This is a genomic window from Nocardioides albus (assembly GCF_014648255.1).
In the GTDB taxonomy this organism is placed as follows: Bacteria; Actinomycetota; Actinomycetes; order Propionibacteriales; family Nocardioidaceae; genus Nocardioides; species Nocardioides albus.
The window spans coordinates 174,665-199,150 of the sequence record NZ_BMQT01000003.1 but is presented as its reverse complement, the minus strand read 5'-3'; the positions used below and the strand labels follow the sequence as shown (position 1 = coordinate 199,150).

General features: G+C 67.5%; 26 protein-coding genes. 15 read left to right on the top strand and 11 right to left on the bottom strand.

Annotation, left to right across the window (positions count from 1 at the left end; translation table 11 throughout):
- Positions 1 to 220 precede the first annotated feature (220 nt).
- The 7 genes from IEY84_RS07175 to IEY84_RS07145 all read left to right on the top strand — a co-directional run bounded on the left by IEY84_RS07175 (position 221) and on the right by IEY84_RS07145 (position 5,876).
- Positions 221 to 1,189: a hypothetical protein gene (locus tag IEY84_RS07175; RefSeq protein WP_183543761.1), complete on the top strand. Its 969-nt coding sequence runs from the start codon at positions 221 to 223 to the stop codon at positions 1,187 to 1,189.
- A gap of 1,696 nt (positions 1,190 to 2,885) precedes the next feature.
- Complete coding sequence (locus tag IEY84_RS07170; protein WP_183543759.1) at positions 2,886 to 3,470, top strand: antirestriction protein ArdA; 585 nt, start codon at positions 2,886 to 2,888, stop codon at positions 3,468 to 3,470.
- 110 nt (positions 3,471 to 3,580) lie between these two features.
- Entirely contained in the window at positions 3,581 to 4,189 is a 609-nt protein-coding gene (locus tag IEY84_RS07165) for a hypothetical protein (protein WP_183543757.1), read from the top strand.
- Positions 4,190 to 4,275: 86 nt separating this feature from the next.
- Entirely contained in the window at positions 4,276 to 4,572 is a 297-nt protein-coding gene (locus IEY84_RS07160) for a hypothetical protein (RefSeq protein WP_183543755.1), read from the top strand.
- An 11-nt stretch (positions 4,573 to 4,583) separates the two neighbouring features.
- Positions 4,584 to 4,937, top strand: coding sequence for a hypothetical protein (locus tag IEY84_RS07155; RefSeq protein WP_183543753.1), 354 nt, complete (start codon positions 4,584 to 4,586; stop codon positions 4,935 to 4,937).
- Positions 4,938 to 5,016: 79 nt separating this feature from the next.
- A complete protein-coding gene (locus IEY84_RS07150) occupies positions 5,017 to 5,625 on the top strand; it encodes a hypothetical protein (RefSeq protein ID WP_183543751.1) in 609 nt (202 codons plus the stop codon).
- A gap of 8 nt (positions 5,626 to 5,633) precedes the next feature.
- A complete protein-coding gene (locus IEY84_RS07145) occupies positions 5,634 to 5,876 on the top strand; it encodes a hypothetical protein (protein ID WP_183543749.1) in 243 nt (80 codons plus the stop codon).
- Positions 5,877 to 5,898: 22 nt separating this feature from the next.
- Here the strand turns inward: IEY84_RS07145 and IEY84_RS07140 are convergent, their stop codons facing one another.
- Together IEY84_RS07140 and IEY84_RS07135 are read right to left on the bottom strand one after the other, a co-directional pair.
- Positions 5,899 to 6,330 carry an NUDIX hydrolase gene (locus tag IEY84_RS07140; RefSeq protein ID WP_229788423.1) on the bottom strand — a complete coding sequence of 144 codons (432 nt, stop codon included), beginning with the start codon at positions 6,328 to 6,330 and terminating at the stop codon, positions 5,899 to 5,901.
- Between the two features lie 52 nt (positions 6,331 to 6,382).
- A complete protein-coding gene (locus IEY84_RS07135; RefSeq protein ID WP_183543745.1) occupies positions 6,383 to 7,117 on the bottom strand; it encodes a helix-turn-helix domain-containing protein in 735 nt (244 codons plus the stop codon).
- 270 nt (positions 7,118 to 7,387) lie between these two features.
- Here IEY84_RS07135 and IEY84_RS07130 point away from each other — a divergent pair, with 270 nt between their 5' ends.
- Complete coding sequence (locus IEY84_RS07130) at positions 7,388 to 7,975, top strand: TetR/AcrR family transcriptional regulator (RefSeq protein WP_229788422.1); 588 nt, start codon at positions 7,388 to 7,390, stop codon at positions 7,973 to 7,975.
- 60 nt (positions 7,976 to 8,035) lie between these two features.
- Positions 8,036 to 8,245, top strand: a complete 210-nt coding sequence (locus IEY84_RS07125; protein WP_183543743.1) for a DUF397 domain-containing protein — start codon at positions 8,036 to 8,038, stop codon at positions 8,243 to 8,245.
- Between the two features lie 318 nt (positions 8,246 to 8,563).
- On the opposite strand, the gene IEY84_RS07120 is transcribed toward IEY84_RS07125, so the two are convergent.
- The 7 genes from IEY84_RS07120 to IEY84_RS07090 all read right to left on the bottom strand — a co-directional run bounded on the left by IEY84_RS07120 (position 8,564) and on the right by IEY84_RS07090 (position 18,360).
- Positions 8,564 to 11,209, bottom strand: a complete 2,646-nt coding sequence (locus IEY84_RS07120) for a DUF4153 domain-containing protein (protein WP_183543741.1) — start codon at positions 11,207 to 11,209, stop codon at positions 8,564 to 8,566.
- Complete coding sequence (locus tag IEY84_RS07115; protein ID WP_183543739.1) at positions 11,206 to 11,904, bottom strand: response regulator; 699 nt, start codon at positions 11,902 to 11,904, stop codon at positions 11,206 to 11,208. The genes IEY84_RS07120 and IEY84_RS07115 overlap by 4 nt, the downstream gene beginning before the upstream one ends.
- Before the next feature lie 81 nt (positions 11,905 to 11,985).
- Positions 11,986 to 12,420 (bottom strand): CBS domain-containing protein, encoded by a 435-nt coding sequence (locus IEY84_RS07110; protein WP_183543737.1) that lies wholly within the window; start codon positions 12,418 to 12,420, stop codon positions 11,986 to 11,988.
- 56 nt (positions 12,421 to 12,476) lie between these two features.
- Positions 12,477 to 13,349: an inositol monophosphatase family protein gene (locus tag IEY84_RS07105; protein ID WP_183543735.1), complete on the bottom strand. Its 873-nt coding sequence runs from the start codon at positions 13,347 to 13,349 to the stop codon at positions 12,477 to 12,479.
- Positions 13,350 to 13,403: 54 nt separating this feature from the next.
- A complete protein-coding gene (rsgA, locus tag IEY84_RS07100; RefSeq protein WP_183543733.1) occupies positions 13,404 to 14,426 on the bottom strand; it encodes a ribosome small subunit-dependent GTPase A in 1,023 nt (340 codons plus the stop codon).
- A gap of 4 nt (positions 14,427 to 14,430) precedes the next feature.
- Entirely contained in the window at positions 14,431 to 15,714 is a 1,284-nt protein-coding gene (gene aroA, locus IEY84_RS07095) for a 3-phosphoshikimate 1-carboxyvinyltransferase (protein WP_229788421.1), read from the bottom strand.
- A gap of 87 nt (positions 15,715 to 15,801) precedes the next feature.
- Positions 15,802 to 18,360, bottom strand: coding sequence for a sigma-70 family RNA polymerase sigma factor (locus IEY84_RS07090; protein ID WP_183543731.1), 2,559 nt, complete (start codon positions 18,358 to 18,360; stop codon positions 15,802 to 15,804).
- A 292-nt stretch (positions 18,361 to 18,652) separates the two neighbouring features.
- Here IEY84_RS07090 and IEY84_RS07085 point away from each other — a divergent pair, with 292 nt between their 5' ends.
- The 5 genes from IEY84_RS07085 (at position 18,653) to rsrA (ending at position 21,811) form a co-directional block, all read left to right on the top strand.
- Complete coding sequence (locus IEY84_RS07085) at positions 18,653 to 19,375, top strand: hypothetical protein (RefSeq protein ID WP_183543729.1); 723 nt, start codon at positions 18,653 to 18,655, stop codon at positions 19,373 to 19,375.
- Positions 19,376 to 19,419: 44 nt separating this feature from the next.
- On the top strand, positions 19,420 to 20,163 hold the full coding sequence (locus tag IEY84_RS07080) for an SOS response-associated peptidase (protein ID WP_183543727.1): 744 nt from the start codon (positions 19,420 to 19,422) through the stop codon (positions 20,161 to 20,163).
- 22 nt (positions 20,164 to 20,185) lie between these two features.
- Positions 20,186 to 20,803: an alpha/beta hydrolase family protein gene (locus IEY84_RS07075; protein WP_229788419.1), complete on the top strand. Its 618-nt coding sequence runs from the start codon at positions 20,186 to 20,188 to the stop codon at positions 20,801 to 20,803.
- Positions 20,804 to 20,906: 103 nt separating this feature from the next.
- Positions 20,907 to 21,551 (top strand): sigma-70 family RNA polymerase sigma factor, encoded by a 645-nt coding sequence (locus IEY84_RS07070; RefSeq protein ID WP_275944477.1) that lies wholly within the window; start codon positions 20,907 to 20,909, stop codon positions 21,549 to 21,551.
- Positions 21,548 to 21,811, top strand: coding sequence for a mycothiol system anti-sigma-R factor (rsrA, locus tag IEY84_RS07065; protein ID WP_183543723.1), 264 nt, complete (start codon positions 21,548 to 21,550; stop codon positions 21,809 to 21,811). Before IEY84_RS07070 ends, rsrA begins: the two co-directional genes overlap by 4 nt.
- A 76-nt stretch (positions 21,812 to 21,887) precedes the next feature.
- On the opposite strand, the gene IEY84_RS27060 is transcribed toward rsrA, so the two are convergent.
- Both IEY84_RS27060 and IEY84_RS07060 read right to left on the bottom strand, forming a co-directional pair.
- Complete coding sequence (locus IEY84_RS27060; protein WP_370249596.1) at positions 21,888 to 21,962, bottom strand: 50S ribosomal protein bL37; 75 nt, start codon at positions 21,960 to 21,962, stop codon at positions 21,888 to 21,890.
- Positions 21,963 to 22,066: 104 nt separating this feature from the next.
- Positions 22,067 to 22,906, bottom strand: a complete 840-nt coding sequence (locus tag IEY84_RS07060) for a DUF2785 domain-containing protein (RefSeq protein ID WP_183543721.1) — start codon at positions 22,904 to 22,906, stop codon at positions 22,067 to 22,069.
- 84 nt (positions 22,907 to 22,990) lie between these two features.
- On the opposite strand from IEY84_RS07060, the gene IEY84_RS07055 reads away from it, so the two are divergent.
- Positions 22,991 to 24,481: a sensor histidine kinase gene (locus tag IEY84_RS07055; protein ID WP_183543719.1), complete on the top strand. Its 1,491-nt coding sequence runs from the start codon at positions 22,991 to 22,993 to the stop codon at positions 24,479 to 24,481.
- Positions 24,482 to 24,486 lie beyond the last annotated feature (5 nt).

Sequence of the window (24,486 nt, the reverse complement as noted above, 5' to 3'; positions counted from 1 at the left end):
ACACCAACCCAGTACAAGCAGGTCCCGCCTGAGATTCAGGCCGACCTTCGATCCAACGGCCTTCTAGCGGCTCCAGGAGAGCGCTGGGAACACCCTGCCGGCTCGTTCCATCTCCAGGCCCTTCCCAGTGCCTTCAACGCTAAACAGCGGCGTCGGGGATCACATCCCTTCACCGTCCGCACTCACCGCACCATCACCAACTGAACAGGAGAACACCAGAATGACGAAGAACACCCTCTCGCCGCGTATGGCGAAGGCAAAGGCCGACTACATCAACGGCGGCACTCTCTCGCGCAATGAGGTCATCAACATCTACTTCGAGGAGATCCTCGATGAGTGGCGAGCAGAGCGCGCCGCCAAGGAGCAGGCCGTCCTCCTCGCCGAGATGGATTCGTGGACGACGGAGATCGCTGACTTCGTTGTCGCTGTCCTTGAGGACGCCGATGGACTCGGCATCCCACGCGCGGCTGTAATCACCACCGACCCCGAGCAGATCAAGGACGGCAACCCTGCCGTTTTGGTGAAGCGGCATGGTCCTGTCGAGCACACTGGCTACGGCCACGCCAGCGGTGGCGTGTGGCTTGAGTTCTACGGTGGCGTTGAGCCAACCCGCAAGGCGCTGAAGTCGCTGTTCGAGTCGCGTACGACGCGGAAGGTCGGGCTGTTCACCGTCCCCTCGCTCAAGTATCAGGGCAAGGACTTCAAGCAGCCGGGTCTCGGGTTCTCGTCTGATGGCTGGATCCTGTCCAAGCCGTTTATCGCTCACCCCTCCGCTGCCGGCCTCGCCCGTGTGCTCGGTCAGTCCCTGGACTCGATGGGACAGTCGTATGACCCTGCAACGGGTGCCTTCGTGGAGACGCTTGGCGTCTACGTTCAGCACGAGATCGGCGTCTCGGAGGTCGCGAGCATCGACGGTGACACTGCAGTGCTGCGCGGTCGTCTGGCTGTGCATAGTCGGTCGAGTCACCCGTCGGTGGTTCCCTTCTCGATCAACGAGCTGAGCGAGAAGGCCGAGCGGGAGTGCGCTGAGATCACCAAGCGTGGTGGCTTCGTGCAAAACGTCGGCTTCGTGCAGGACGCCAAGGTGACCAAGACCGAGCCCTTCCAGATCGAAGAGGCGAACGGCAAGGCTTTCGGCGTCAGTGTCGAGTTCGAGGTCACCGCGACCGCGAGCTACGGCACCGAATGAGGGGACAGCGCCGGAGACTGCCTCCCATCCAAGTTGGCGAGCAGTACGGGGTGCTTACCGTGCTGAGTGAGGCTGAGGCTGTCAGGAACGGCAACACTCATCGGCGCAGATGGCATGTGTCGTGCTCAAACTGCGGCCAGGACAGCACTGTTCGGCAGGACGACCTGCGGCGCGAGAGTCGCAGGAACACCTGCTGCGTCAAGTGCCGCATGAGCGCAGGAACGAACCCTCGATGGACTCCTGAGCCGACCTACGCCGCTATGCACCTTCGGGTGAAGAGCGAGCGCGGAGCCGCTGGCGATCACGAGTGCATCGACTGCGGTGGACAGGCTGCTGACTGGTCCTACGTCCGCGGCTGCTCCGAGGAGCGCCTCCCGATCGACTCCTACGCGCGAGCCAAGGGCAACCGTTCCCCGTACTGTCCTCACGAGGAGCACTACGCGCCCCGTTGTCGGGGTTGTCACGCCAAGATGGATAAGGGCGAGCTGCACTCTGTTCGGCGGCTGCGAACCGTCCTTCTCGCCAACCTCGGAGATGCCGATGAGTGACGAACCGAAGGGGATCGCATGCCCCTATTGCGGCGATACCGTCGTGGTGCCGTTCCCCTGGACGCCGCGCAAGTGCGACGCCTGCGATGACGCCACCATGTCGTCCATGGGACGCCCACAGAGGCCATTCAACGGCCAGCGTGGCTCGTGGAGGCCGGCTGGAGCGGAAGCCAGAAAACAGAGATACGACCGGAAGCGAAACTGACGAAAGCGCCCCTTGGAGCCTAGAAATAGGCCCTGAGGGGCGTTTCGCGTCTTTGAGGCCCGGAAACCTGCGCAGTCTCATCGACTTCAAAACTGTGGCGGAATCTTTGACGCTATGACGGGGCGGTGGGGGCTGCTCGCGTGAAGGGGTCATACCCCTATACCCAGTCGACTTACTAGTCAATGGAGCATGCCGGCTGCGAGCTGTGCATTGTCGAGTGAACTTGTGGACTATCCAGGGCATGCACCGTGGCGTACCCCGTGAGTGCGTGCCTATGGGGCCGATGGAGGCAGGCATGAGAGCGCGTGCATGCCGTTCTGTGGGCCACACAAGGAGCGTGTGGAGGATTGCTTTGTGCATGCCCCGATGGGCCGTTAGAGGGGCATGCAAGAGCGACTCTTCCAAACTTTTTTCTGCCGTCTGATCTGCGGTTATTGCTGATCCGGAGAACTAATCCTCGCGTTCGACTTGCATGGATGTACGTACATCCTCTAGTGTTCTTTCCTGTCAGCGAGAACGGGACGGGCCGAAAGGCCGAAAGCGGCTCGCATGACAGGGCAAGACTTGAGAACTCAATAGTGGTCACGTGGTAGGCGCGGAACTCTCGCGTCGACAAAGGATTAGGTACGTAGGTACGGACTACGTTGCACGCTCGCAATCGTGAGCGATGCGCGATCGGTAGGGGTCTCCCTCTCGCGTAGCAAGCGGAAACGGAATCGCCAGAGTCGACGGCAGAAACGCCCGGTAGTGAGAGACCGGGATTATGAGCCCGTTCAGAACGTGACGAGATGAAACGGTCGAGGATCGGAGCCAGCAAGAGCGCCGATTGTGCGATGACCCGAAGAGCCTCTCTCTTTCGGCGAGCGTGACGGGCTAGGTGCAAGTCCTAGGCGATCCACTGAGCAAGTCCGACAGGGGCTTGCCTTTCCGAGAGGGATACAAGATGACCATTGCTGCCGTACGAACCGATGTCATGCCGCAGGTATGGCTCGGCTGCCTTGCCTGCTACAACGACGGCAAGTTGGTGGGCGAGTGGTATAACGCCGACATTGCGGACGGGATCACTGCAAAGCGACTCCACGCTGCATGCGGGATCACGACCGACGAGGCGGGCTACGTCTCTGGCGAGGAGATCTACGGCCCGCATGAAGAGATGTGGGTGATGGACCACGAACTCCCGATTGAGGGGGAGTGCTCGCCGTCGACCGCTGGCAAGTGGGGTGCGCTGTTCGGCGAACTGATGCCATGGGAGTACGACGCGTTCCGGGCGTATGTCCGCACGGGACTCGGGTCGGTCGATGGTGACGGACTTCCTGATCTTGCCGAGTTTCAAGAGGGGTACGCCGGGGAGTGGTCATCGTTCGATGACTACGCCGAACACCTTTGGGACGAGATGGGATACGACGACGAGATCCCCGAGCACCTTCGTCCCTACATCGACATGAGTAGGTGGAGCTCCGACCTTGAGTTCGACTACTCCGTCGAGAACGCGAGCAATGGAGCGGTGCACGTGTTCCGCTCGCTTTAGCAGGATGTACGTACATCGTAGATCTGGCGAAACAGGCACTCCGTAGGTGCCTGTCCGGTGACTTGGCATGTCGCCGCTGATGAGCCTGCCAATACCGAGAGGGACCAACCATGAGCACGACCTTTGACTTTGCGTACGCCGAGGGCGTGGTTTACGTCGACGGCAACACGACGAACGCCATCGACTTCAACATTCAGATCATCAACTTCGCCGCCACCTACTTCGGGCTTGAGGTGGAGGAAGACATGCGCAAGATGATCCGTCACACCACGAAGCAGTGGGACGACTCGGAGCACGTCGAGGCGATCCGCCTTGAGGCCGACTGGGCTGTTGACCACATGAACGACGAGTCTCCCGAGGGCTACGTCTGGAGCGTCGAGAACTCGACTCTGCGTCTCGACCTGATGGACGAGGACGACAAGCCCGAGGTTGAGCCAATCACGGTCGCACACGAGATCGAGATCTGCCACGACTGTGCCTGCGTCATCGCCAACGGCGAGTGCGTCGTGATGTCCGGCGAGTTCGGGGAGGGCTACAAGGACATCGCCGGAGACCTGATCGACCTGTGGCGTGAGCGGTGGCCCGTCGAGATGAACCGCGTCGTCCTTGCCTGTGGTGACGACTGTGACGACTGCCCGAACAACGCCTACCGCACTTGCGACCTGTGCGAGCGCTCCGACTCAACGAGCGACCACAGGGCGGCAGTGCTGAGCCGATGAGCCGAAACGGATGCTCCGTAGGCATCCGTCGTCGCGGGGTGACGGCCCACGACCTGAAGAGGCACGTCACCTTCGAGAGGAACACCATGAAGACGAGCGTGAACACCTACCGACTTGGCACGTCCAAGGAGACCTACGACGACATCGAGTACGCATGGGCGATGGGCTCGGTGGTCAGTGACCAGACGGCCCGCACGATCGCGTCGTACTGGCACTCGCCGGCCAACACGAGCCGCAACCTGACGGCGCTGTCGCACGGCAACGAGTTCGACACCGACGAGCTCCGCGAGGAGATCGAGCGCGAGGTTACGCACCCCGACGACGCCAACGCTCTGCGGGCGTGGGTCGACAACCTGGACGGCTTCCTCGCCGCGACCGCGTGAAGGGCTCGAAGATGTGGAGCAAGGTCGAGATGGACGACTCAGCACGACTGCCTGCCTACATGTCCCTGCACTACGGGTCGGTGTTGTCGATGCCAGATCTGGCCGACGAGTTGAAGGACGCCAGCGAGGCCGGAGGCGTCGTGGACATCGACGCGGCAGTCACGATCGCGGACATGCTGGCGGACGCTTCCCGCTGGCCGGACACGTGGCAGAGGCGCGTGCTTCGAAGGCTCGCCGATGGGGAGAAGTCCTACCGGCTCGACGTGCTCCAGGCGATCCACGCACGTCGCTGTGAGGCGACCCCGAAGCAGGAGATTGACCTGCGGCTACTGGCGGTGCTGGAGGGATTCGTGCTCTCGCACTGAGACGCATGGCGGGTGGGTGCTCAGGCGTAGTGAGCGCCCACCCGCCTTCAAACGTACACGACGAACCGGAGGAGGTGACATGGGAATCGAGTTGGTGACAGAGGCTGTGCGGAACTGGAGTTACCTCCCGGGAAACCCCTACAAGGTGCTGGTCTTCATGGCGGCGCACACGCTCGATGCAGGCAAGATGACCGAGCACTTCGGATGGGTTGATCGCGGCTACTACTTCCGCGGGCATGTCGCGCTTGCCGGTGCTATCGGATACGGCCCGAAGACCGCGCCGGGGAAGAAGGCTCAAGAGCAGGTACGGCTCGCCGTCAAGGTGTTGCTGACGGAAGGTGCCATCGTCCGCGAGGTCGATGGCAAGCCCGGACAACGTGCCGAGTACCGGCTGACGCTGGAGGCTCAACCTGTGGAAAACACCCTCGCGAGACACCGGACCATCCCCCTCGAAACCGGGGGGACGATCCCCCTTGATTCAGGGGGCACGGAAGCCCCCGATAACCGGGGGGACCTATACCCCCTCGAAGAGGGGGACCAAGGAGGGATCAAGGACTCAGTAGAGGAGAAACCCAAGGACCCATCTGTCGACTCCCAGACCTACGTACAGAGCGCCAGGGCGGCTGTGGACGAAGCGAAGAGACGATGGCGACTCGATGGCGAGGCTCAGGAGGTGAGTCTGGGATGATGTCGACCATGGCGAAGAGAGACGCTGGCGGGCGCAACGTTGGAGCATCGAAGGTGCGCCAGTTCCGGTGCTCTGATGAGCTCTGGGAGGCGGCGCAAGCCAAGGCGGAGACCAAGGGCGAGACGTTGAGCGACGTACTGCGGGCGCTCCTAGCCGACTACGTGGGCGACAAGAGCATCCCTGTCATGGCGGAGTCGGAGTGGGACTTCCACTCGGCAAGCGCCAGGGCGCAGCGAGAGTCGGAAGCCTGATTAGGCGGAAGGCTTGAGGCGATCAGGCAGGGTCGAGTCGAACCGTGTCGGGGTGATCCATCGCCCAAGCGAGCCTCATGCGCTGGCTTGGGTCCATGGTGACCTCAAGAACATCTGACCGGGGGATCCACTCGACGCGAGGGCTCTCTGGGCTGCGGGTTGGTTCGCCGGCCACGTACTCGGCCCGGTAGACGATGGCGAACTGCTGACGTACCTCGCCGTTGTCGTACTCGATGCGGTGCAGCGGGTCTGTGAAAACGCCGACCATGCCGGTGCACTGGATCTGAATGCCGGTCTCTTCCAGTGTTTCCCGAACCACACAGGTGGTCAGGCTCTCGCCGTACTCCATCGTGCCGCCAGGCATGGACCACTTGCCGTTGTCGCTGCGTTGGATGAGCAGGATTTTGTCGTCGTGCTCGATGAACGCCGCTGCTGCTGGCTTCAGGCTGTTCACTGGTGGGGCTGCTGGGTCGTCGTGCCAGTCCGTCCGAGGCATGTCGTCCAGCCTATTCAGGCCGTCGAGCGCTGGACCAGACGCGATCGAACGCGCCCATGTAGTAACTGTGCAGATGACCGCCAGGGACATCGGCCAGTTCGAGAACAGGGGAGTCCTTCGCCGGTAGCCCGTGGCTGTGGACGTTGACTAGGAGAGTCTGGTCGAAGCGGTACAGCGAGGCGTACAAGGCCGTGTCATGCAGGCGGATCTCGATGCCAGGCAGTGACGCCGAGGCCGCGAGGAACTCGAATGCGGACGCTGCCCTGCCAGGGACGTTCGGCATGCCTTCGTCAAGCCCACGCTGCACGAGGACATCGCTCGTTGGATCGCCCAAGAGGATGCGTGCCTTGCCGCCGGCCTTGCTCAGGCGTGCGAGTGTCTCGGGAAGGCGGTGGGTGTCCGTAAGGAACATGGCGGCGTAGACGAGCACGTCGATGTGCTCCCGCGCGTTGTCCAGGTGCCGTTGCCACACGTCCGATGGCACGGCTGAGCGAGCGGGCCAGACTCTGGTGATCTCTGAGGTAGTGGGGCTGACGGCATGGTCGGTGCCGAGAAGGACGGGCCAGAAGTAGGTCTCGTCCTTGCCCAGCTCGGCGGCGACCCGGGCTCGCGCTTTGGGTCTAGGGATCCGATCCTGAGTGATCCAGCGCTCGACGGTCTTGGCGTCCACATCGACCATTTCGCCAAGGCGTGCGGGGGAGAGTCCGAGCGCGTTCATCGCGCTGCGTAGGCGGACATTACTCATGGTCCCGAACTCTGCCACGAGTGTCCCTCAATGTCCCTCAAGCGAGGTGTTGTCGTCCCCGCGAGCCGAACGAAACTGACAGAGCCCGGGGCACCAAGGGGTTTCCACCTAACCGTGCCTCTGCATAGGGAGGCGTGTGGTGGCCCCGGGCATCCAGTCAACTCTCGCGACGGAGAACCAATGAGTTCCGCAGTCATGGACAGGCGTTCTCGCCCTGGTCGACCTCGGCACATTCAAGACCGATCTACGCTATCGCCCCGCGATCAGATCTTGGACGCGGCTGCTCGCCTGTTCGTTGACCGGAGTTTCGCTGGCACGTCGACCCGCGAGATCGCCGAAGCAGTTGGCATCCGGCAGGCGTCGCTCTACTACCACTTCGCGAACAAGGACGAGATCCTTGGCGAGCTACTGGAGATGACCATCCGTCCGGCGCTGGACAGCCTTGATGACCTCGACCCGATCGAGAGTCCCGAGTCCAGGCTCTATCGACTCGCCCTTGTCGACGCCCGCGCGCTCGCCGGCCTCATGCACAACATCGGCCTTCTTCCCAGGCTTCCAGACATCGCGCACACGCCCGAGGCCAAGGCGTACGGGGCGGCGCGGCGAGATCTGCTTCAGACATACAGCACACTCGCGATCTCTTGCGCGTCTGAGGCAGTGGTCGCCACGGTGGACAGGTCTCAGCTGGGCGGGATCGTCATGGAGCTCGTGGAGAGCGTCATTGGCACTCGCGCCGAAAGCAATGTCGTCAGCGAGCGCGAACTCCAGAACGTGGCGGCGGCGTGCCTGCGAGTTTGCGGCGTGTCGAACGAAGCGATCGAGGCGGCTCGCACAGCCGCCCGCGAACTTGCTGCCTGAGGTCGCACAAGCGGTGCGGGGACCGACTCCCCCGAAGCAGAGCCCACGAAAGGTACGCGCATGACTGCAATCCCTGAGTTCGAGTTCCGCACGTCCACCAAGTGCTCCTACGACAACAGCGACCCTCGATGTGTGGAGGTCGCGACCAACCGCCCTGGCAAGGTAGCGGTGCGTAGTTCCATAACCGGCAAGTCCGTCGAGTTCACGTCGGATGAGTGGACAGCCTTCATCGACGGTGCCAAGGTGGGGGAGTTCGACATCAAGGCGTAGGGAGTGGCCGTGGACGAGTGCCCGCAGTGCAGCGGCAGCGTCGAGGAAGACCCCGAGCAGCCTGGAGTGCTGCGCTGCATGTCCTGCTGGCGATCCTGGTTCACTCCCAAGGCGTGCTCAGGACGCCGGCCCATCCTGAACTCGGCGCTGCGCAGCCTGGCGGATGCCAGGGACCTGCGCCGCTAGGCACCCGCTCTGACTGCTCAAAGAACGGCCCCGACCGCGATCAAGACGCGCAGTTGGGGCCGTTCTCGGTAACTGGAACTAACTAGAACCACGACCTGACTTGTCGATCTCAGGCTTCTGGCTCATGGTCGATCAGTCTACGTATCGGTTCTCGCTGGGGCACACCGACGCCGTCGCGTCGCCAGTCGCGTCGCCAGTCGCATTGGCAGGTGAGGGGTAGGTCGGGGTCAGACCGTCGGCCCGCTCGCGACCGAGATTCCACTCCAGCCAGTCGCCTTCGCGATCCTCAGGCCCGAGCACACAGCTGCGCAGGTCGGCGGGGAGCTTCTCCAAGGCCGGCACCGCGTCGTCGCTGAGCCCGGAGAGGAAGTCGGTGTCGACCTTCCCGGTCTCCTCATAGCGGGAGACGTTGTGCTCGGCGATCCACGCATCCGGGTTGATCACGGCGATCCCGAGCAGCGCGACAGCACCGCTGACCAGGGCGAACCGACCGAGCCAGAGCCCGCCGCCGATCGCGGTGCCGGTCACTGCGGCGACCAGCCCGGCGATCACGAGCAGACCCAGCCAGGCCTCGAAGACATCGACGAGCAGGCGGAGCTGGGTGAAGCCGTACGCCTCCTGGTAGAGGTGCATCCGATACAGCGCCGACCCGACGACGACCAGTGCCTCGGCGGCGAGCAGCCCGAGCGCGACCCGCAGCCACAGCCGGTCGGAGACGGTCTCCACGGGCGCCTTGCGCGCCGCCGCCCAGATCACCAGCAGGGTCAGTGCGGTCGCGACGGTGAGCTGGCCGAAGCCCTGGTGGACGTATTCGGCGTACGTCAGCCCCGTCGTCTCGCGCAGATAGTCCTCGCCGCCGAAGACCGCGGCTGCCTGTGCGGCCAGGAACGCCGCGAAGACTGCGACCACGACGCCGACCGGAGCCAGCCACTCGTAGCGGTTGGCGACGGGCTGCGACGTACGCTCGTTGCGGTCGATCCGGGGCGGGTTCACCGCCAGGTACGCAGCGCCCAGCACGACCCCGAAGACGAAGACGGTCATGAAGATCCGAGCCGCGAAGGTGTCCGGCCGTACGTCCGGAACGAACTGGTCGACCCAGCTGCCCAGCACTGCGTCGGCGGTGGTGAACAGAAGCCCGAAGATCACCAGGCCGAGCAGCGAGAGCACCGTGGTGCGGGCGACCGCCGCGCCGTGACCGCGGCCAGAGACGCTGGTCAGCGTGCGGCCCAACCACGGGATCCCGCGTAGCCCGGCCAGCGGCCAGGAGATCCCGGTCAGCACGATCCCGAGCAGCGTCTTCGCCTGGGTGGAGGCACACAGGATCACCGCGATCGCCGTGAGGAGGCACAGGACGACGAGCCACTCGGCGTCTCGGAACACCGCGACCGAGGAGAGCAGCGCGAACAGTACGTAGCAGACGATCGGGAACAAGGTGCGACGCTTCTCGCTCGCCATCATCACGACCCCGCCGGCTGCCAGCAGCACGATGACCGTGCCGAGCCCGGCGTTGCGGTCGGGGATCAGCAGGCCGCCGAGTAGGCCGGCCACTGCGGCGCCGATGAAGAGCCCGAACCTGCCCGCGACACCTGAATCGGGCCAGTAGGTGCCGAAGATGTCGTCGAGGACCGACGGGGTGGCGTAGGCGGCCTTGGGGTCCGTGCTGGGGGCGTCGACCGGCCGGGCCGGTTCGGCCGGCTCGGCCGCCGGGGGAGTGGTGGGCATCTGGGTCTCCTGGTGGGTGGGGGTGAGCTGACTGGAGCTGAGCTGATGGGGAACGGCGCGTGCGGGCGGCCACAGCGGAAGGTCGACGCGTACCCGGGCGCCAGCGGTGCCGGGCAGCGGGTCGAGGAACGCGATCGAGCCACCGTGCAGGTCGGTGACCCACCGAGCGATGGCGAGCCCGAGCCCGGTCCCCCCGCCATCGGCGGAGGCGCTCAGCGTGCCGAAAGGCTCGAAGACGCGACCCCGGTCGGAAGGCGGGACACCAGGCCCGGAGTCCAGGACCTCGAGGTGGTAGCGCTCGCCGTCGCGGCCCGCGCGCACGGTGACCACGCCGTCACGGGGACTGTGCCGGGAGGCGTTGTCGAGCAGGTTGACGACGAGCTGGCTGAGCCGGTCGGGGTCGGCGTCGACGACCAGGTCGGCCGGTGCGTCGACCTCGTAGGAGACGGGGCGTCCGTTCGCCCGCGCCTCGGCGACGCATGCCTCGAGCAGCGGGCCGAGGTCGACCGAGGAGGTGCTCAGCGGCGCCTTGCCAGCGTCGACGCGCGCCAGGTCGAGCAGGTCCTCGACCAGTCGGCTCAGGCGCTCGGCCTGACCGAGTGCGGTCTGGAGGGCGGCCGGTTCCGAGCCGACGCCGTCCACGAGGTTCTCCAGCACGACGGTGAGAGCCGCCAGCGGCGTACGCAGCTCGTGAGAGACGTTGGCGACCAGATCTCGGCGCTGGCGGTCGACCGCACCGAGGTCGCTGGCCATCGTGTTGAACGCGCGGCCCAGCTGACCGACCTCGTCGGCCCCACCGGACGGCACCGAGACCGTGTAGTCGCCCCGAGCCATCCGCCGCGCCGCGAGGGTCATCTGCCGCAGCGGTGAGGTCATCCCGGCGGCCAGCAGCTGGGTGACCGCGAGCGCGATCCCGATCGTGACCGGGATCGAGACCCACGGCGAGACCCCGGCGACGCGTCCGACGGAGGCGACGACCGCCGCCACCAGGGCGCTCGCGGCGACCAGGAGTCCGAGCTTGACCTTGATCGAGGAGACCCGTTCCAGCGGAGTCATTCGCCGGCCTCCAGGGCATAGCCGACGCCGTGCACGGTGCGAACGCGGTCGGCGCCGATCTTGGCGCGCAGCCCCTTCACATGGCTGTCGACGGTGCGAGTGCCGGAGGCGTCGTTCCAGCCCCAGACCTCGGCGAGCAGCCGCTCCCGGGTGACCACGGCACCCGGGTCGGTGGCCAGACAGACCAGCAGGTCGAACTCGGTCGGGGTCAGCCTGACCTCGTCGCCGTGGACCCAGACGCGTCGCGCCGCCGGATCCAGCCGCAGCCCCCCGATCTCCGCCGTACGCCGGGGCGACGCCGCGAGCTCGGCGGCCCGCTCCACCCGCCGCAGGAGGGCGTTCACCCGGGCGACCAGCTCTCGGGCCCGGAACGGCTTGGTCAGGTAGTCGTCGGCCCCGACGCCGAGCCCGACCAGCACATCGGCCTCGTCGACGCGCGCGGTGAGCATGAGCACCGGCACCGGACGTACGGCCTGGATCCGGCGGCACACCTCCAGCCCGTCGTACCCGGGCAGCATGACGTCGAGGACGACCAGGTCGGGCGAGGTCTCCTCGAAGCAGGAGACCGCCCCGGGGCCGTCCCATGCTCGGACGACGTCGTACCCCTCCGCCTGGAGCCGGTCCGAGACGGCCTGGTTGATGATCGGCTCGTCCTCGACGACGAGGACCCGGCGGGTGGTCGTATGTTCTGGCACATGCTCAGGCTAGAAGCCCGAGCAGTCGGAAAGGCTGCAGAAGTTGTGCAGGTCCTGTGAAGGTCGGATCCGACAACGGCCTCAGGTCTGGTGAACGTACGCCTCGAGCTGGTCGCGTTCGAAGGCGAGCTGGTCGATGCGGTGCTTGACCAGGTCGCCGATGCTGACGATTCCGGCCAGGTCGCCGTCGGCGGAGACGACCGGCATGTGCCGGATCCGGCGCTTGGTCATGATGCCCAGGATCTCGTCGATGGTGGCCTCGGGGGCGCACGTCTCCACCGAGGAGGTCATGATCGAGGAGACCTCGGCGCTGAGCAGCGCGTCGTTCTCGTGGAGGCGCCGCACGACGTCGCGCTCGGAGACGATCCCGGCCACGTCGGTGCCGTCGCTGCTGACGACGCAGGCGCCGATGCCGTGCTCGGCGAGGACCCCGAGCAGGTCACGTACGGTGGCGGTTGATGCGATCGTGACGACTTCAGCGATCGCCTTGCGAGTGAGTACGTCCGCGATCTTCATGCACCAACGGTAGCGGCCGTGACGTGCGTCACGCCAGGGTCTGTCTCGGAACGCGCCTACTCGGTGCCCGGCCGGCGGAACGCAGTGACCGACCCGGGCTGCGCGGCCGGCCAGTCGGCGTCGTTGTTGCCGTCCGGCAACCCACCGAGGAAGGAGAGCACCGCGTCGTGCAGGTGGCCGTTGGTGGCCAGCGCGTTGCCACCCCACGGTCCCGGGTCGCCGGCGAGGGACGAGAAGGACCCGCCGGCCTCGCGCACGATGATGTCCAGCGCGGCCATGTCGTAGAGCTCGAGCTCCGGCTCGACGGCGATGTCGACCGCGCCCTCGGCCACGAGCATGTAGGACCAGAAGTCGGAGTAGGCGCGGGTGCGCCAGCAGCTGCGCATCAGCGCCAGGAAGTCCTCGAGCCGGTCGCGCTCCTCCCAGCCGTGCAGCGAGGAGTAGGACATCGAGGCGTCCTCCAGGCGGCGTACGTCCGAGACCTGGCAGCGGGTGGACTTCATCAGCGACTTGCCGGTGTGCGCGCCCTGGCCCTTGGCCGCCCACCAGCGCCGCCCGAGCTGTGGCGCGGAGACGACCGACATCACGACCTCGTTGTCGACGGCGAGCGCGATCAGGGTCGCCCAGACCGGCACGCCACGCACGAAGTTCTTCGTGCCGTCGATGGGGTCGACGATCCAGCGGCGGCTGGAGGAGCCGGACGAGCCCGACTCCTCTCCGGTGATCGCGTCTCGCGTACGCGCGCGGGAGAGCGTACGCCGGATCGACTCCTCCACGGCCTTGTCCGCGTCCGAGACGGGAGTGAGGTCGGGCTTGGTCATGACGTGCAGGTCGAGCGCCTTGAACCGCGACGTGGACAGCGAGTCGGCGTCGTCGGCCAGCAGGTGCGCCAGCCGCAGGTCGTCGTTGAAGTCAGGAGTGCTCGCCACGAAAGGTCACTCTAGTGGCTCAGGCCCCGGAGCGAAGCCTCCCCTGGTAATAGGTCAGAGCGCGTACGTCGGCACCGACCGCGCCTCCAGCAGGCGCCGGAACGACGTGACCCGCTCCGCGTCGAGCTGGCCGGCCTCGATCGCCAGGTCCAGCCCGCACTCCGGCGCATCGGCCGCGTGCGAGCAGCCGCGCGGGCAGGCGGTCGTCGCCTCTTCCAGGTCGGGGAAGGAGACGATGAGCTTTTCGGGCTCGACATGGGCCAGCCCGAACGTACGGATGCCCGGGGTGTCCACGATCCAGCCGGCACTGTCGGCAGAGCCCGGAAGCCGCAGCATCAGTGCCGAGGTGGACGTGTGCCGTCCCCGCCCGGTGACCGCGTTGACGTGCCCCACCTCTCGGCCGGCATCGGGGACGATGGCGTTGACCAGCGTCGACTTGCCGACGCCGCTGTGGCCGAGCAGCACCGACGTACGTCCGTCGAGCTCGTCCTGCAGAGCGCTCATGTCCCCACCCCGCTGCGTCACCACCCACGGCACCCCCAGCGACCGATAGACCGAGACGAGCGACTCGGGATCGGCCAGGTCGGCCTTGGTGATGCACAGCAGCGGGTCGATGCCGGCCTCATAGGCGGCCACCAGGGCGCGGTCGATGAACCCGGTGCGCGGCTCGGGGTCGGCGATCGCGGTGACGATCACCAGCTGGTCGGCGTTTGCGACCACGACCCGCTCGACGGGGTCGTCGTCATCGGCCGTACGCCGCAGCACGGTCTCCCGCGGTTCGACCTCGACGATCCGGGCCAGCGCGCCCTCCGCGCCTGTGGTGTCGCCGACGACCTTCACCCGGTCTCCCACGACGACGCCCTTGCGGCCGAGCGGGCGAGCCTTCACCGCCCACACCTCGACCTCCGGGGCCTCGTCCATGACCAGCGTGAACCGGCCACGGTCGACCGTGATCACCCGGCCGAGGTCGGCGTCGTCATAGCTGGGCCGGTCCTTCGTCCGCGGCCTCGTGCGGCGCCGAGGACGGTCGTAGTGCTCGACGTCTTCGGTCCCGTATCGCCGCTGTGCTTTCGCCATGTCGTCAGAAGATGCCGGCCCAGAAGGGCGCGAAGTCGGTGAAGGTCTTGGAGGTGGTGGTGATGTTCTCGACCAGGACGCCCTCGACGGCAGCCCCGATGATGACGCCGGCGTGGGCCATCCGGTGGTCGGCGTAGGTGTGGAACACCCCGCCGTGCAGCGTCGCCGGCCGGATGGTCAGCCCGTCGGGGTGCTCGGTGACGTCGGCCCCGAGCGCACCCAGCTCGCGCGCGAGCGCGGCGAGCCGGTCGGTCTCGTGGCCACGGATGTGGCCGATGCCGGTCAGGTGCGAGGGCGTGGAGGCGAGCGCGCACAGGGCCGCGACGGCCGGGGTGAGCTCGCCGATGTCGTGCATGTCCAGGTCGATCCCGGTGAGCTTTTCCGGCCCAGTCACGGTGAGCCCGTCGTCGCCGACGCGCACCTCGCAACCCATCAGCGAGAGCACCTCGCGCAGCTGGTCGCCCGGCTGGTCGGTGGCCTGCGGCCAGTCGCGGACGGTGACCGCCCCACCCGAGATCGCTGCCAGCGCAAGGAACGGAGCCGCGTTGGACAGGTCCGGCTCGATGGTGCGGTCCAGCGCCTTGATCGGCCCTGGTGCTACGGTCCATCGGTTGGCGTCCGAGTCGTCGACCGCGACGCCGTGCTCGCGCAGCATCGCGACCGTCATGTCGATGTGGGGGAGCGACGGCACCGGCTTGCCGTCGTGGCGTACGTCCACCCCCTGCTCGTATCTCGCCCCCGCCAGCAGCAGTGCGCTGATGAACTGGCTCGAGGCCGAGGCGTCGACGACCACGGTCCCGCCGGGCACGGTGCCCTGCCCCTGGATCGTGAACGGCAGCGCGTCACCCTCGATGTCCACGCCGAGATCGCGGAGCGCACGCAGCACCTCGCCGACCGGACGCTTGCGCATGTGCGGGTCGCCGTCGAAGGCGATGGTGCCGGTGGAGAGCGCGGCCATCGGAGGTACGAACCGCATCACCGTCCCGGCCAGCCCGCAGTCGACCGCGGCGTCTGCGTCGAACGCCCCGGGCGTCACGACCCAGTCGTCCTCCGAGGTGTCCACCCGTGCGCCCAACGACGTCAGCGCTGCCGCCATCAGCAGCGTGTCGCGGGACCGCAGCGCACGACGTACGACGCTGGGGCCCTCTGCGATCGCGGCCAGCACCAGCGCCCGGTTGGTGAGCGACTTGCTGCCGGGCAGTGACACCGTCGCGGTCACCGGCCCAAGGGCTCGGGGCGCCGGCCAAGGGTCCGCGATGTCAGCTGCACGATCGGTCGTGGAAGTCACGGAGCCAACCTTAGTGGTTCCGACCTGCGAAAACCGCAGTGCGTCCACCGGCCTGAGCCGACGGACGCGCGTCGAGCGGATGTGGGATCAGTCGATCCCGATCGCCTTCAGGAAGCCCTTCCAGGTCAGCCCGCCGGCGCGAGCGCCGCGCTCCTCGACAGGAGGCCCGTCATCGGGTGTCTTGGCGGGGCTGGCGCTGCTGCTGGGCTCGCCGGGGTCAGCGCTGCTGGCGGACTTGCCGGGGGCGCTGGAGCTCTTCCCGGGGTCGGGGGAGTCGCTTGGCGAGACAGGCAGCTGCGGCGGGTCGGGCGTCCCGGGTGCCGTCGGGGCCTGCGGCACGTCCGGGATCGGCGTGAGCGTCGGCAGCTGCGGCACGTCCGGGGTCGGGGTCGGCGTCGGCGTCGGCGTCGGGGTAGGTGTGGGAGTCGGCGCGGTTCCGGAGGCGCTGACACGGTCGTTCTCGCCATCGGGGTCCGTGTAGCCCACGGCGGTCAGGGTTCCCACGAACGACCAGTCACCGTCGGGGACGAAGTCGAAGTGGAGCACTTCCTGGCCGTTGTTCGTGCTCGACAGGGTGCACTCGCCCTCGACGACTCCGCCTACCGGTACGGATGGGACACCGAGCTGCGAGCAGGCCCACATCGACAGCCCCGGGTAGCGCTGGCCGACGCCGGTGAGCCGGTATCGGAAGGTCGCGGTGAAGTCGCCTTCGGGGATGCCGTCGGCCGTGACCACGATGTGCTCGTAGTCGTCGTTCGACACGTGCTCCCGGGCGATGCTGGCGTCGTGCTCCGGCGGAGCCTCCTCGAAGGTCACCTCGACGGCACCGTCGTCGTTGCCGCCGTGGCCGTCCGAGATCCGATAGCTGAACGTGTCGCTGGTCCCGGTGTCGCCCTCGTCCATCGTGTACTCGATCTTGCCGTCGACGACCGCGGCCGTGCCGTGGGCAGGATCGGTGACCGAGACGATCTCGAGCGTGTCCTGGTTGGCATCGGCGTCGTTGGCGAGCACGTCGATGGTGGTCTTGGCGGTCCTGGTCTGACCGCCCAGGCCAACGCCGTTGTTGCCGTCTCCGACGACGACCTCTGCCTCGGCGTCGTCGTCTTCGGCCTTCGGGGCAGCGTTGGGGGTGGTCACGTCGACGGTGCCGGAGACGTCGCCGCCGTTGCCGTCGGTGAGGACGTACTCGATCGTCTCGGTCCCACGCCAGCCAGCGGCGGCCTGGTAGGTCACGGTGGTGACGGGCTCGTCGGCCATCCGCAGGCCGCCGAAGACCGCGCCGCTGACGCCTCCGCCCTTGCCGCCGGAAGACGTGGCGCCGCCCTTGGTGACGGTGCCGCGGGCCGGGGAGGCGAGGGTCGCCTCCTTCACCGAGAGCGGGTCGCCATCGGCGTCACTGGCGCCCTGGGTCAGATCGATGACCGCCTTGCCGCCGGGAGGGACCTCGACCGTCGGCAGGGGCGAGGTGATCACTGGAGCCTCCTGCGGCTGTGCCGGAGGAGCGTCGGCGGGAGGTGCGGCCGGTGGCGCGGCAGGCGGGGCCGCGGGAGGGTCAGCAGGCGGGGCCGCGGGAGGAGGAGCAGCCGCCGGTGGTGCCGCGGCAGGTGGCGCGGCCGCAGGCGGTGCAGCAGGAGCCGGGTCGGCAGCAGCGGGCGCCTCCGCGGCGGGTTCGTCCGCGGCCGGCTGCTTCGGGGACGGGTCACCGCCGGTGAGCGCGAACCCGGCGACCACAGCCGCAGCGGCCGCGACACCGGTGGCCCCAGCGACCGTACGTCCCACAGGATCGCCGAGGGCCCAGTCCCTGACCCGTCCGAAGAAGAGCAGCACACCGCCCTTGGCGGCGACACCGCCGCCGACGGCGAGGTAGCCCGCGCCTGCGGCGCCGAGCAGGGCCGGTGCGAGCCAAGCGCCCATGCCGGAGTTGACCTCGGTGAGCTCGAGGTAGATCGCGGTGCAGGGGCGGCAGTCCTGGAGGTGGTCGTCGACCTTCTTCGAGTCGCGCTTGGACAGGCCGTTGCGGATGTAGGCACCCAGGTTGGCCCGCGTCGTGGCGCAGGCCTCCTCGCCGGCATCCTGCGCATGCATCGAGATGAAGGCCTGCTTGAGACCCTCGCGAGCGCGGTAGGCGAGCGCGGAGACCGAGTTGGCGGACATGCCGAGCAGGGGCGCGATCTCGGCGGGCTTCTGTCCCTCGACCTCGGTGTGCCACAGCACCTGCTGCCAGCGTTCGGGGAGCTGCTGGAACGCCTTCGCCGCCGCCTGGTTGTCGAAGCCCGACACCGCGGTGTCCTCGAAGGGGACGCCCGGGTCGAACGGCGTCAGATCGTCGGTCGTGGTGAGCTTGGAGGCGGCGCGGATCTTGTCGACGTGGAGCCGGCGCAGCGACGTCAGCAGGTACGCCCGGAACGCCAGGTCCGGGCCGCCGCCTCTCTGCAGCACGTTGAGCACCTTGGCGAACGCCTCGGAGACGAGGTCGTCGACGTCGCCCGCCGACACCAGCTGGCGGGCGAGGCGGCGAGCGGACTCGACGTGGCGCTCGAACAGCAGCCCGTACGCATCCAGGTCACCGCCGCGGACGGCGGTGATCAGCTCGGCGTCGCCGGGGGCGTCGAGGGTCGGCAGAGAGGTGGGGGTCGTTTCGCTCACAGCACCAGAGACGTTTGGGGGGCGGAGGTATGACGCGGGTTGCGCCATCGGGAGACATGCGTTGTGCTAACGACAGCGGCTGCCCGCACGTCACGCCCCCTCCCGGGATCTGACAACAAAGTTTCGAGAAACCCGAAAAGGCGGGCTTCTATCGCGTCATGCTTGCCGATTTCGTGCGTCAAGTCCATGTGAGCGCGAGGGAGACCGGCGTGCGCACCACTGTATCCATGACCCGACGACATCGGACGAGGAACGACAGCAACGTCAGGAAACACGAGAAAAGAGGTGAGCTGTGCGGCTGTTCCCCCGGGGTCGGCGTGCGCGTGCATCCACCTCGCCTGAGACCACAGAGCTCTCCGAGCAGCAGCGTGCGGTGCTCCCGCCGCGGTTCGAGGCTGTCGCAGAAGCGCTGGCCGAACGAAGCAGCTACATCGCCGAGGCCTGTTGGGTGGTAGGCCACGACCTCGCTGAGACCGGGGTGTCGCTCGGGGAGAGCCTCGAGGATCTCCGGACGACGACCCAGACCGTCGAGAGCCGCGATCCGGTCTTCGCCGAGGTGCACGCGCTCTCGGTCGCCTGGAGCGAGGCGACGCTCGGCTACCTGCACACCATCTCCTGCGCAGACCCGCTCACCGGCCTCTCCACCCTCGCGCACGTACGTGAACGGATCTCGGAGCTCTACCGCGACGCCAAGGCCTGCAGCCATGCGTTGGTCGTCACCGACGCCCACCTCCCAGGCGATCCCGGCGGGAAGGCCGACAACATCGCCACCGCGCGTCGGATGTCTCTGCTGGGCCAGACCGCCCGGACGGTCTTCGCCGGCGCGGCGGCAGTCGGACAGGTCGGTCACAGCCGGATGGTCGTGGTCGCACCGCGTGACGAGACGTTGGTCAAACGGCTCGGGCTCCTCAAGCGGATGGTCGAGCACAGCGCCGACCGGATCTGGATCGAGGGGCTTCCAGAGAACGACCGGTCGGCCGGCATCCTGCTCGACGAGCTCGCCCGCGGAGCCTAGGAATACCGCGAAACACCACGCCCGCTCGGCGCTATGGTGAACGCATGTGCGGTCGTTACGCGTCCAGCCGCCAACCCGACGAGCTGGCCGAGGAGTTCGAGATCGATGAGCTGCGCCTCCAGGAGCCGCTCACCGAGAGCTACAACGTAGCCCCGACCGACGATGTCTACGCCGTCCTCGAGCGCCCGCCGCACGAAGACAAAGCGTCCAGCGAACGCCAGCTCCGCTCCGTACGTTGGGGGCTGGTCCCGTCCTGGGCCAAGGACGTCAAGATCGGCAACCGGATGATCAACGCCCGGATGGAGACGGTCGCCGAGAAGCCCGCCTATCGCCGGGCCTTCGCCAAGCGCCGCTGCCTGCTGCCGGCCGACGGCTACTTCGAGTGGTACGCCACCGAGGCGAAGGACGCGAGGGGCAAGCCGCGCAAGCAGCCCTACTTCATCACCCCGAAGGACGGGGGAGTGCTGGCGATGGCCGGCCTCTACGAGCTGTGGCCTGACCCCGGCAAGGCCGAGGACGACCCCGGCCGGTGGCTGTGGAGCTGCACCGTGATCACCACCGAGGCGGAGGACTCCCTGGGACGGATCCACGACCGGATGCCGCTCATGGTGGAGCGTGAGCGCTGGGACGAGTGGCTCGACCCGACCCGTCCGGGCGACGTGGAGCTGCTGACTCCGGCGGCGCCCGGCCACCTGGAGGCCTTCCCGGTCTCGACACTGGTGAGCAACGTACGCAACGACGGCCGCGAGCTCATCGAGCCGCTGCCGATCGAGGAAGCCTGGGGATGACATGGGTGGAACCACGACGCAGATGATCGACACGCCATACGGACAGGGGCGGCTCTACACCCGCCGGGCGCGGCGACCACAGGCGACCCTGCTGCTCTCCCACGGCGCGGGCAACGGCATCGACACCCACGACCTGATGGCGCTCAACGACGCGCTCCCGGGGCAGGGGATCACCGTGGTCCGCTTCGAGCAGCCCTGGCGAGTCAAGGGGAAGCCGGTGGCCACGCCGCCCAAGTCCCTCGACGCTGCGCTGACCCTGGCCGCCAACTGGATGCGGGTGCGTACGCCGCTGGTGGTCGGAGGCCGCTCGGCCGGCGCTCGCTCGGCGGTCCGCACGGCCCGGGCCTTCGGGGCTGCCGGGGCGCTCTGCCTGGCCTTCCCGCTGCACCCGGTGAGCAAGCCCCAGGTCTCTCGTGCGCACGAGCTGTTGGAGGCCAAGGTGCCGACGCTGGTGCTGCAGGGCACCCGTGACCGGTTCGGCAGGCCCGAGGAGTTCCCTGAGGGAATCGAGGTCACTCCGATCCCCGGTGCCGACCACTCGCTCGTCGTCGGCAAGCGCAGCCCGGTCAGCCAGGCCGAGGCGGATGCGATCCTGATCGAGTCCACCCTGGAGTGGCTGGTCCGTGAGGTCATCACCTAGCAGGTGGACCGGTGGGAATGTTTGCCGGCGGTCGTGGCGTTCAGCAAACATGACCATCCTGCTCGAACGCCCCGCGGAGAACGTGTCGCCGTTGGGCGCCCCGATGCTCGCGCGCGTACCCTGGGACGTGATGAGCGACAACAACGATGAGGTCGACCTGGCCACCGAGACGCCCGAGGAGCGCGCGCTGCGCTTCGAGCGGGACGCGCTGCCCTTCCTCGACCAGCTCTACTCGGCGGCGATGCGGATGACCCGCAACCCGTCCGATGCGGAAGATCTGGTGCAGGAGACCTTCGCGAAGGCATACTCCTCCTTCCACCAGTTCAAGCCCGGCACCAACCTGAAGGCCTGGCTCTACCGCATCCTCACCAACACCTTCATCAACACCTACCGCAAGAAGCAGCGCCAGCCGCAGCAGTCGATGTCCGAGGACGTCGAGGACTGGCAGCTCGCTCGGGCCGAGTCACACACCTCGACCGGCTTGAAGTCCGCGGAGATGGAGGCGCTCGAGCACCTGCCCGACTCCCAGGTGAAGGACGCGCTGCAGCGTCTCCCGGAGGAGTTCCGGCTCGCTGTCTACCTCGCCGACGTCGAGGGATTCGCCTACAAGGAGATCGCCGAGATCATGGAAACCCCGATCGGCACCGTGATGTCGCGGCTGCACCGCGGCCGGCGCCAGCTGCGCGATCTGCTCTCCGACTACGTACGCACCAACGACCTCACCGGCGCTCGTGGAGGTGCGTCATGAGTGCCCACGAACACGACGCCTCACCCAGCGACTGCGCCGACTTCCTCGAGCAGATCGTCTTCCTGATCGACAACGAGCTCGCCGCGGCCGATGCCGACCAGGTCAAGATCCACCTGCAGAGCTGCAGCCCGTGCCTGGAGACCTACGATCAGCAGCGCATCGTCAAGGCGGTCGTCGCACGCTCGTGCTCCGAGGTCGCCCCGGGTGAGCTGCGATCGAAGATCATGGTCCAGATCCAGGAGCTTCGCACCAGGTCCTGACGAGGCCCGACGAGACGGCCCCAGACGCGACGAGAGCCCCAGCCGATGGCTGGGGCTCTCACGTCTTTTCAACAGTTCAGCTGTTGGGGCGCTTGCCGTGGTTCGCGCCCTTCTTGCGGCGCGCGCGGCGCTTGCGGCCAGTCTTGCCCATGATGATCTCCTCCATTGGGGTGCGTGGACCCCGAGGGGCCTCGGGACAGTCTCTCAAACCCGGTGCAGAGACGTGAAATTCGCCCCTGCTCATCAGGCCCGGGATCAGCCCAGGTAGGTGCGGTTGGACTTCTTCAGGGCCGCGACGATGACCAGCAGCAGATCACCACGGATCTGTGGCGGGTCGTTGCTGAGGGCGAGCTGGATGTAGAGGGCCCGCAGGAAGGCCTCGGCATTGCCGGTGAGCAGGAACGGGTCGCGGTCGGGGGTCTCCGGGGTGGCGGTGGCGACGGTGACGATCCGGTTGATCCACGGCTCCATGATGGCGAGCGGGACCAGGTTGCGGCGCAGCACGGCCATCGTGGCCGCCGCCAGCCGATCGGGCTCCCCGTGGGCGTAGATCGTGTCCCCGCGGGCCAGCACACGGTCGGCGACGACGTCGAGGATCACCGTGAGCTCCGGCTTGCCGAGGTGCACGGAGGCGGCCAGGATGCCGAGGGCGTCGGCGCCCCGAGCGACCGCGTGTGCCCAGCCGCGCTCGGGGACGAAGGCCCGCAGGTCGCGCTCGCGCAGCAGCCAGGTGGCGATCCGGTCGCCCCACTCCAGCACCTTCTCCGCCCGCACCAGCGAGCGGGCGTTGTCGCGGGCGATGCACTCGGCCAGGGCCTCGACGGAGGAGGCGCGGCGGAAGACACCGTTGTTGCCGGAGTCGCCGAGACCGACCACGAGACCGGCCGCCATCCCGTCGCCCAGACCCGCGAGCAGGTCGTCGTAGACGCCGCGCTGGATCCATGTCGACAGGGCCGGGACGGCCAGCCCGCTGCGTACGTCCGGGTCGGGGTCGCCGAGCATCCGGGTGAGCTCGATGGTGAGGTCACCCAGGGGCCGGTCCGTGGGTACGGCGAGACCGGTCGAGTGAACCTCTCGCCAGTACGCCTCGGACATGGGGGACATCCTGCCAAACCCGCCGGCGCGTGGACATCCGACCCGCGCAATGCACATACCTTGGTCTACATCTACGCTGTCGCCGTGCCCACCCTGAGTGAGCTTGCCCAGCATCACACCGACCTCGACGGCGACGACGTCGGGTGGCTTCAGCTGCTCATGGCGGACTGGCAGATCCTGGCCGACCTCTCCTTCGCCGACCTGGTCCTGTGGTTGCCCGACAAGTCCGGCAACGGCTTCTGGGCGGCCGGTCAGATGCGGCCCACGACCGGTCCGACAGCCTACGTCGACGACATCGTCGGCATGTTCGTGCCGAAGGGACGTCATGCCACCCTCGACGACGCCGTGGACGTCGGCCGGCTCGTACGCGAGGGTGACCCGGAGTGGCGCGACGATCTCCCGGTGCGGGTCGAGACCATCCCGGTACGCCGCTCCGGCCGGATCATCGCGGTGCTGAGCCGCAACACCAACCTGCTCGGCGTACGCACGCCGTCCAAGCTCGAGCTCTCCTACCTGCAGACCGCCAACGACCTGACCCAGATGGTCGCCAACGGCTTCTTCCCTGCGGTCGGTCAGCGCAGCGACCACACCGACACCCCTCGGGTAGGGGACGGGTTCGTCCGGGTGGACGCCGACGGCGTCGTCGACTACGCCAGCCCCAACGCGCTCTCGGTCTTCCGTCGGCTGGGCCTCTCCGGCGACCTCGCCGGCCAGTCGCTCGCCGGGATGACCCGGGCGCTGGTGCCGCCGCGCAAGCGCCCCGACGAGGAGACGCTGAGCGCAGTGCTCGGCGGACGTGCGCACCGCGACACCGAGATCGACACCGGCGGGATGGCGATCATCATGCGCTCCATCCCGTTGCGGCCGCGCGGCGAGGCGATCGGTGCGCTGGTCCTGCTGCGCGACGTCACCGACCTGCGCCGACGCGACCGTGAGCTCGTCACCAAGGACGCCACGATCCGCGAGATCCACCACCGGGTGAAGAACAACCTACAAACCGTGGCCGCGCTGCTGCGGATGCAGGCGCGCCGTGTCGACTCCGGTGTGGCGCAGGACGCACTGAACGAGGCGGTACGACGGGTCGGGTCGATCGCGCTGGTCCACGAGATCCTCTCTCAGCAGGCCGTCGAGGAGACCGTCGAGTTCGACGAGATCGCTGATCGGCTCGCCTCCATGGTCGGTGAGGTCACCTCGGTCGGGGTGGCGGTGCGGGTCCGTCGTGAGGGGTCGTTCGGGTCGCTGCCGTCGGAGGTGGCCACGCCCATGGCGATGATCGTCACCGAGCTGCTGCAGAACGCAGTCGAGCACGGCTACCGCGGCAGCGGTCCGGGCGACCCAGAGACGGGCACGATCGTGATGTCCGTACGACAACAACCCGCCGGGCATCTCCAGGTGACGATCGAAGACGATGGTCACGGACTACCCGACGGGTTCAGTCTCGACACATCGACAAACTTGGGGTTGTCGATCGTGAAGACTCTGGTCGAAGGCGAGCTCGGTGGCCGACTCTCGTTGGGGCCCCGGCCTGTTGGTCACGGGGCGAGAGCTGCGGTCGAGCTGCCGTTGGAGCTGTAGGGGGA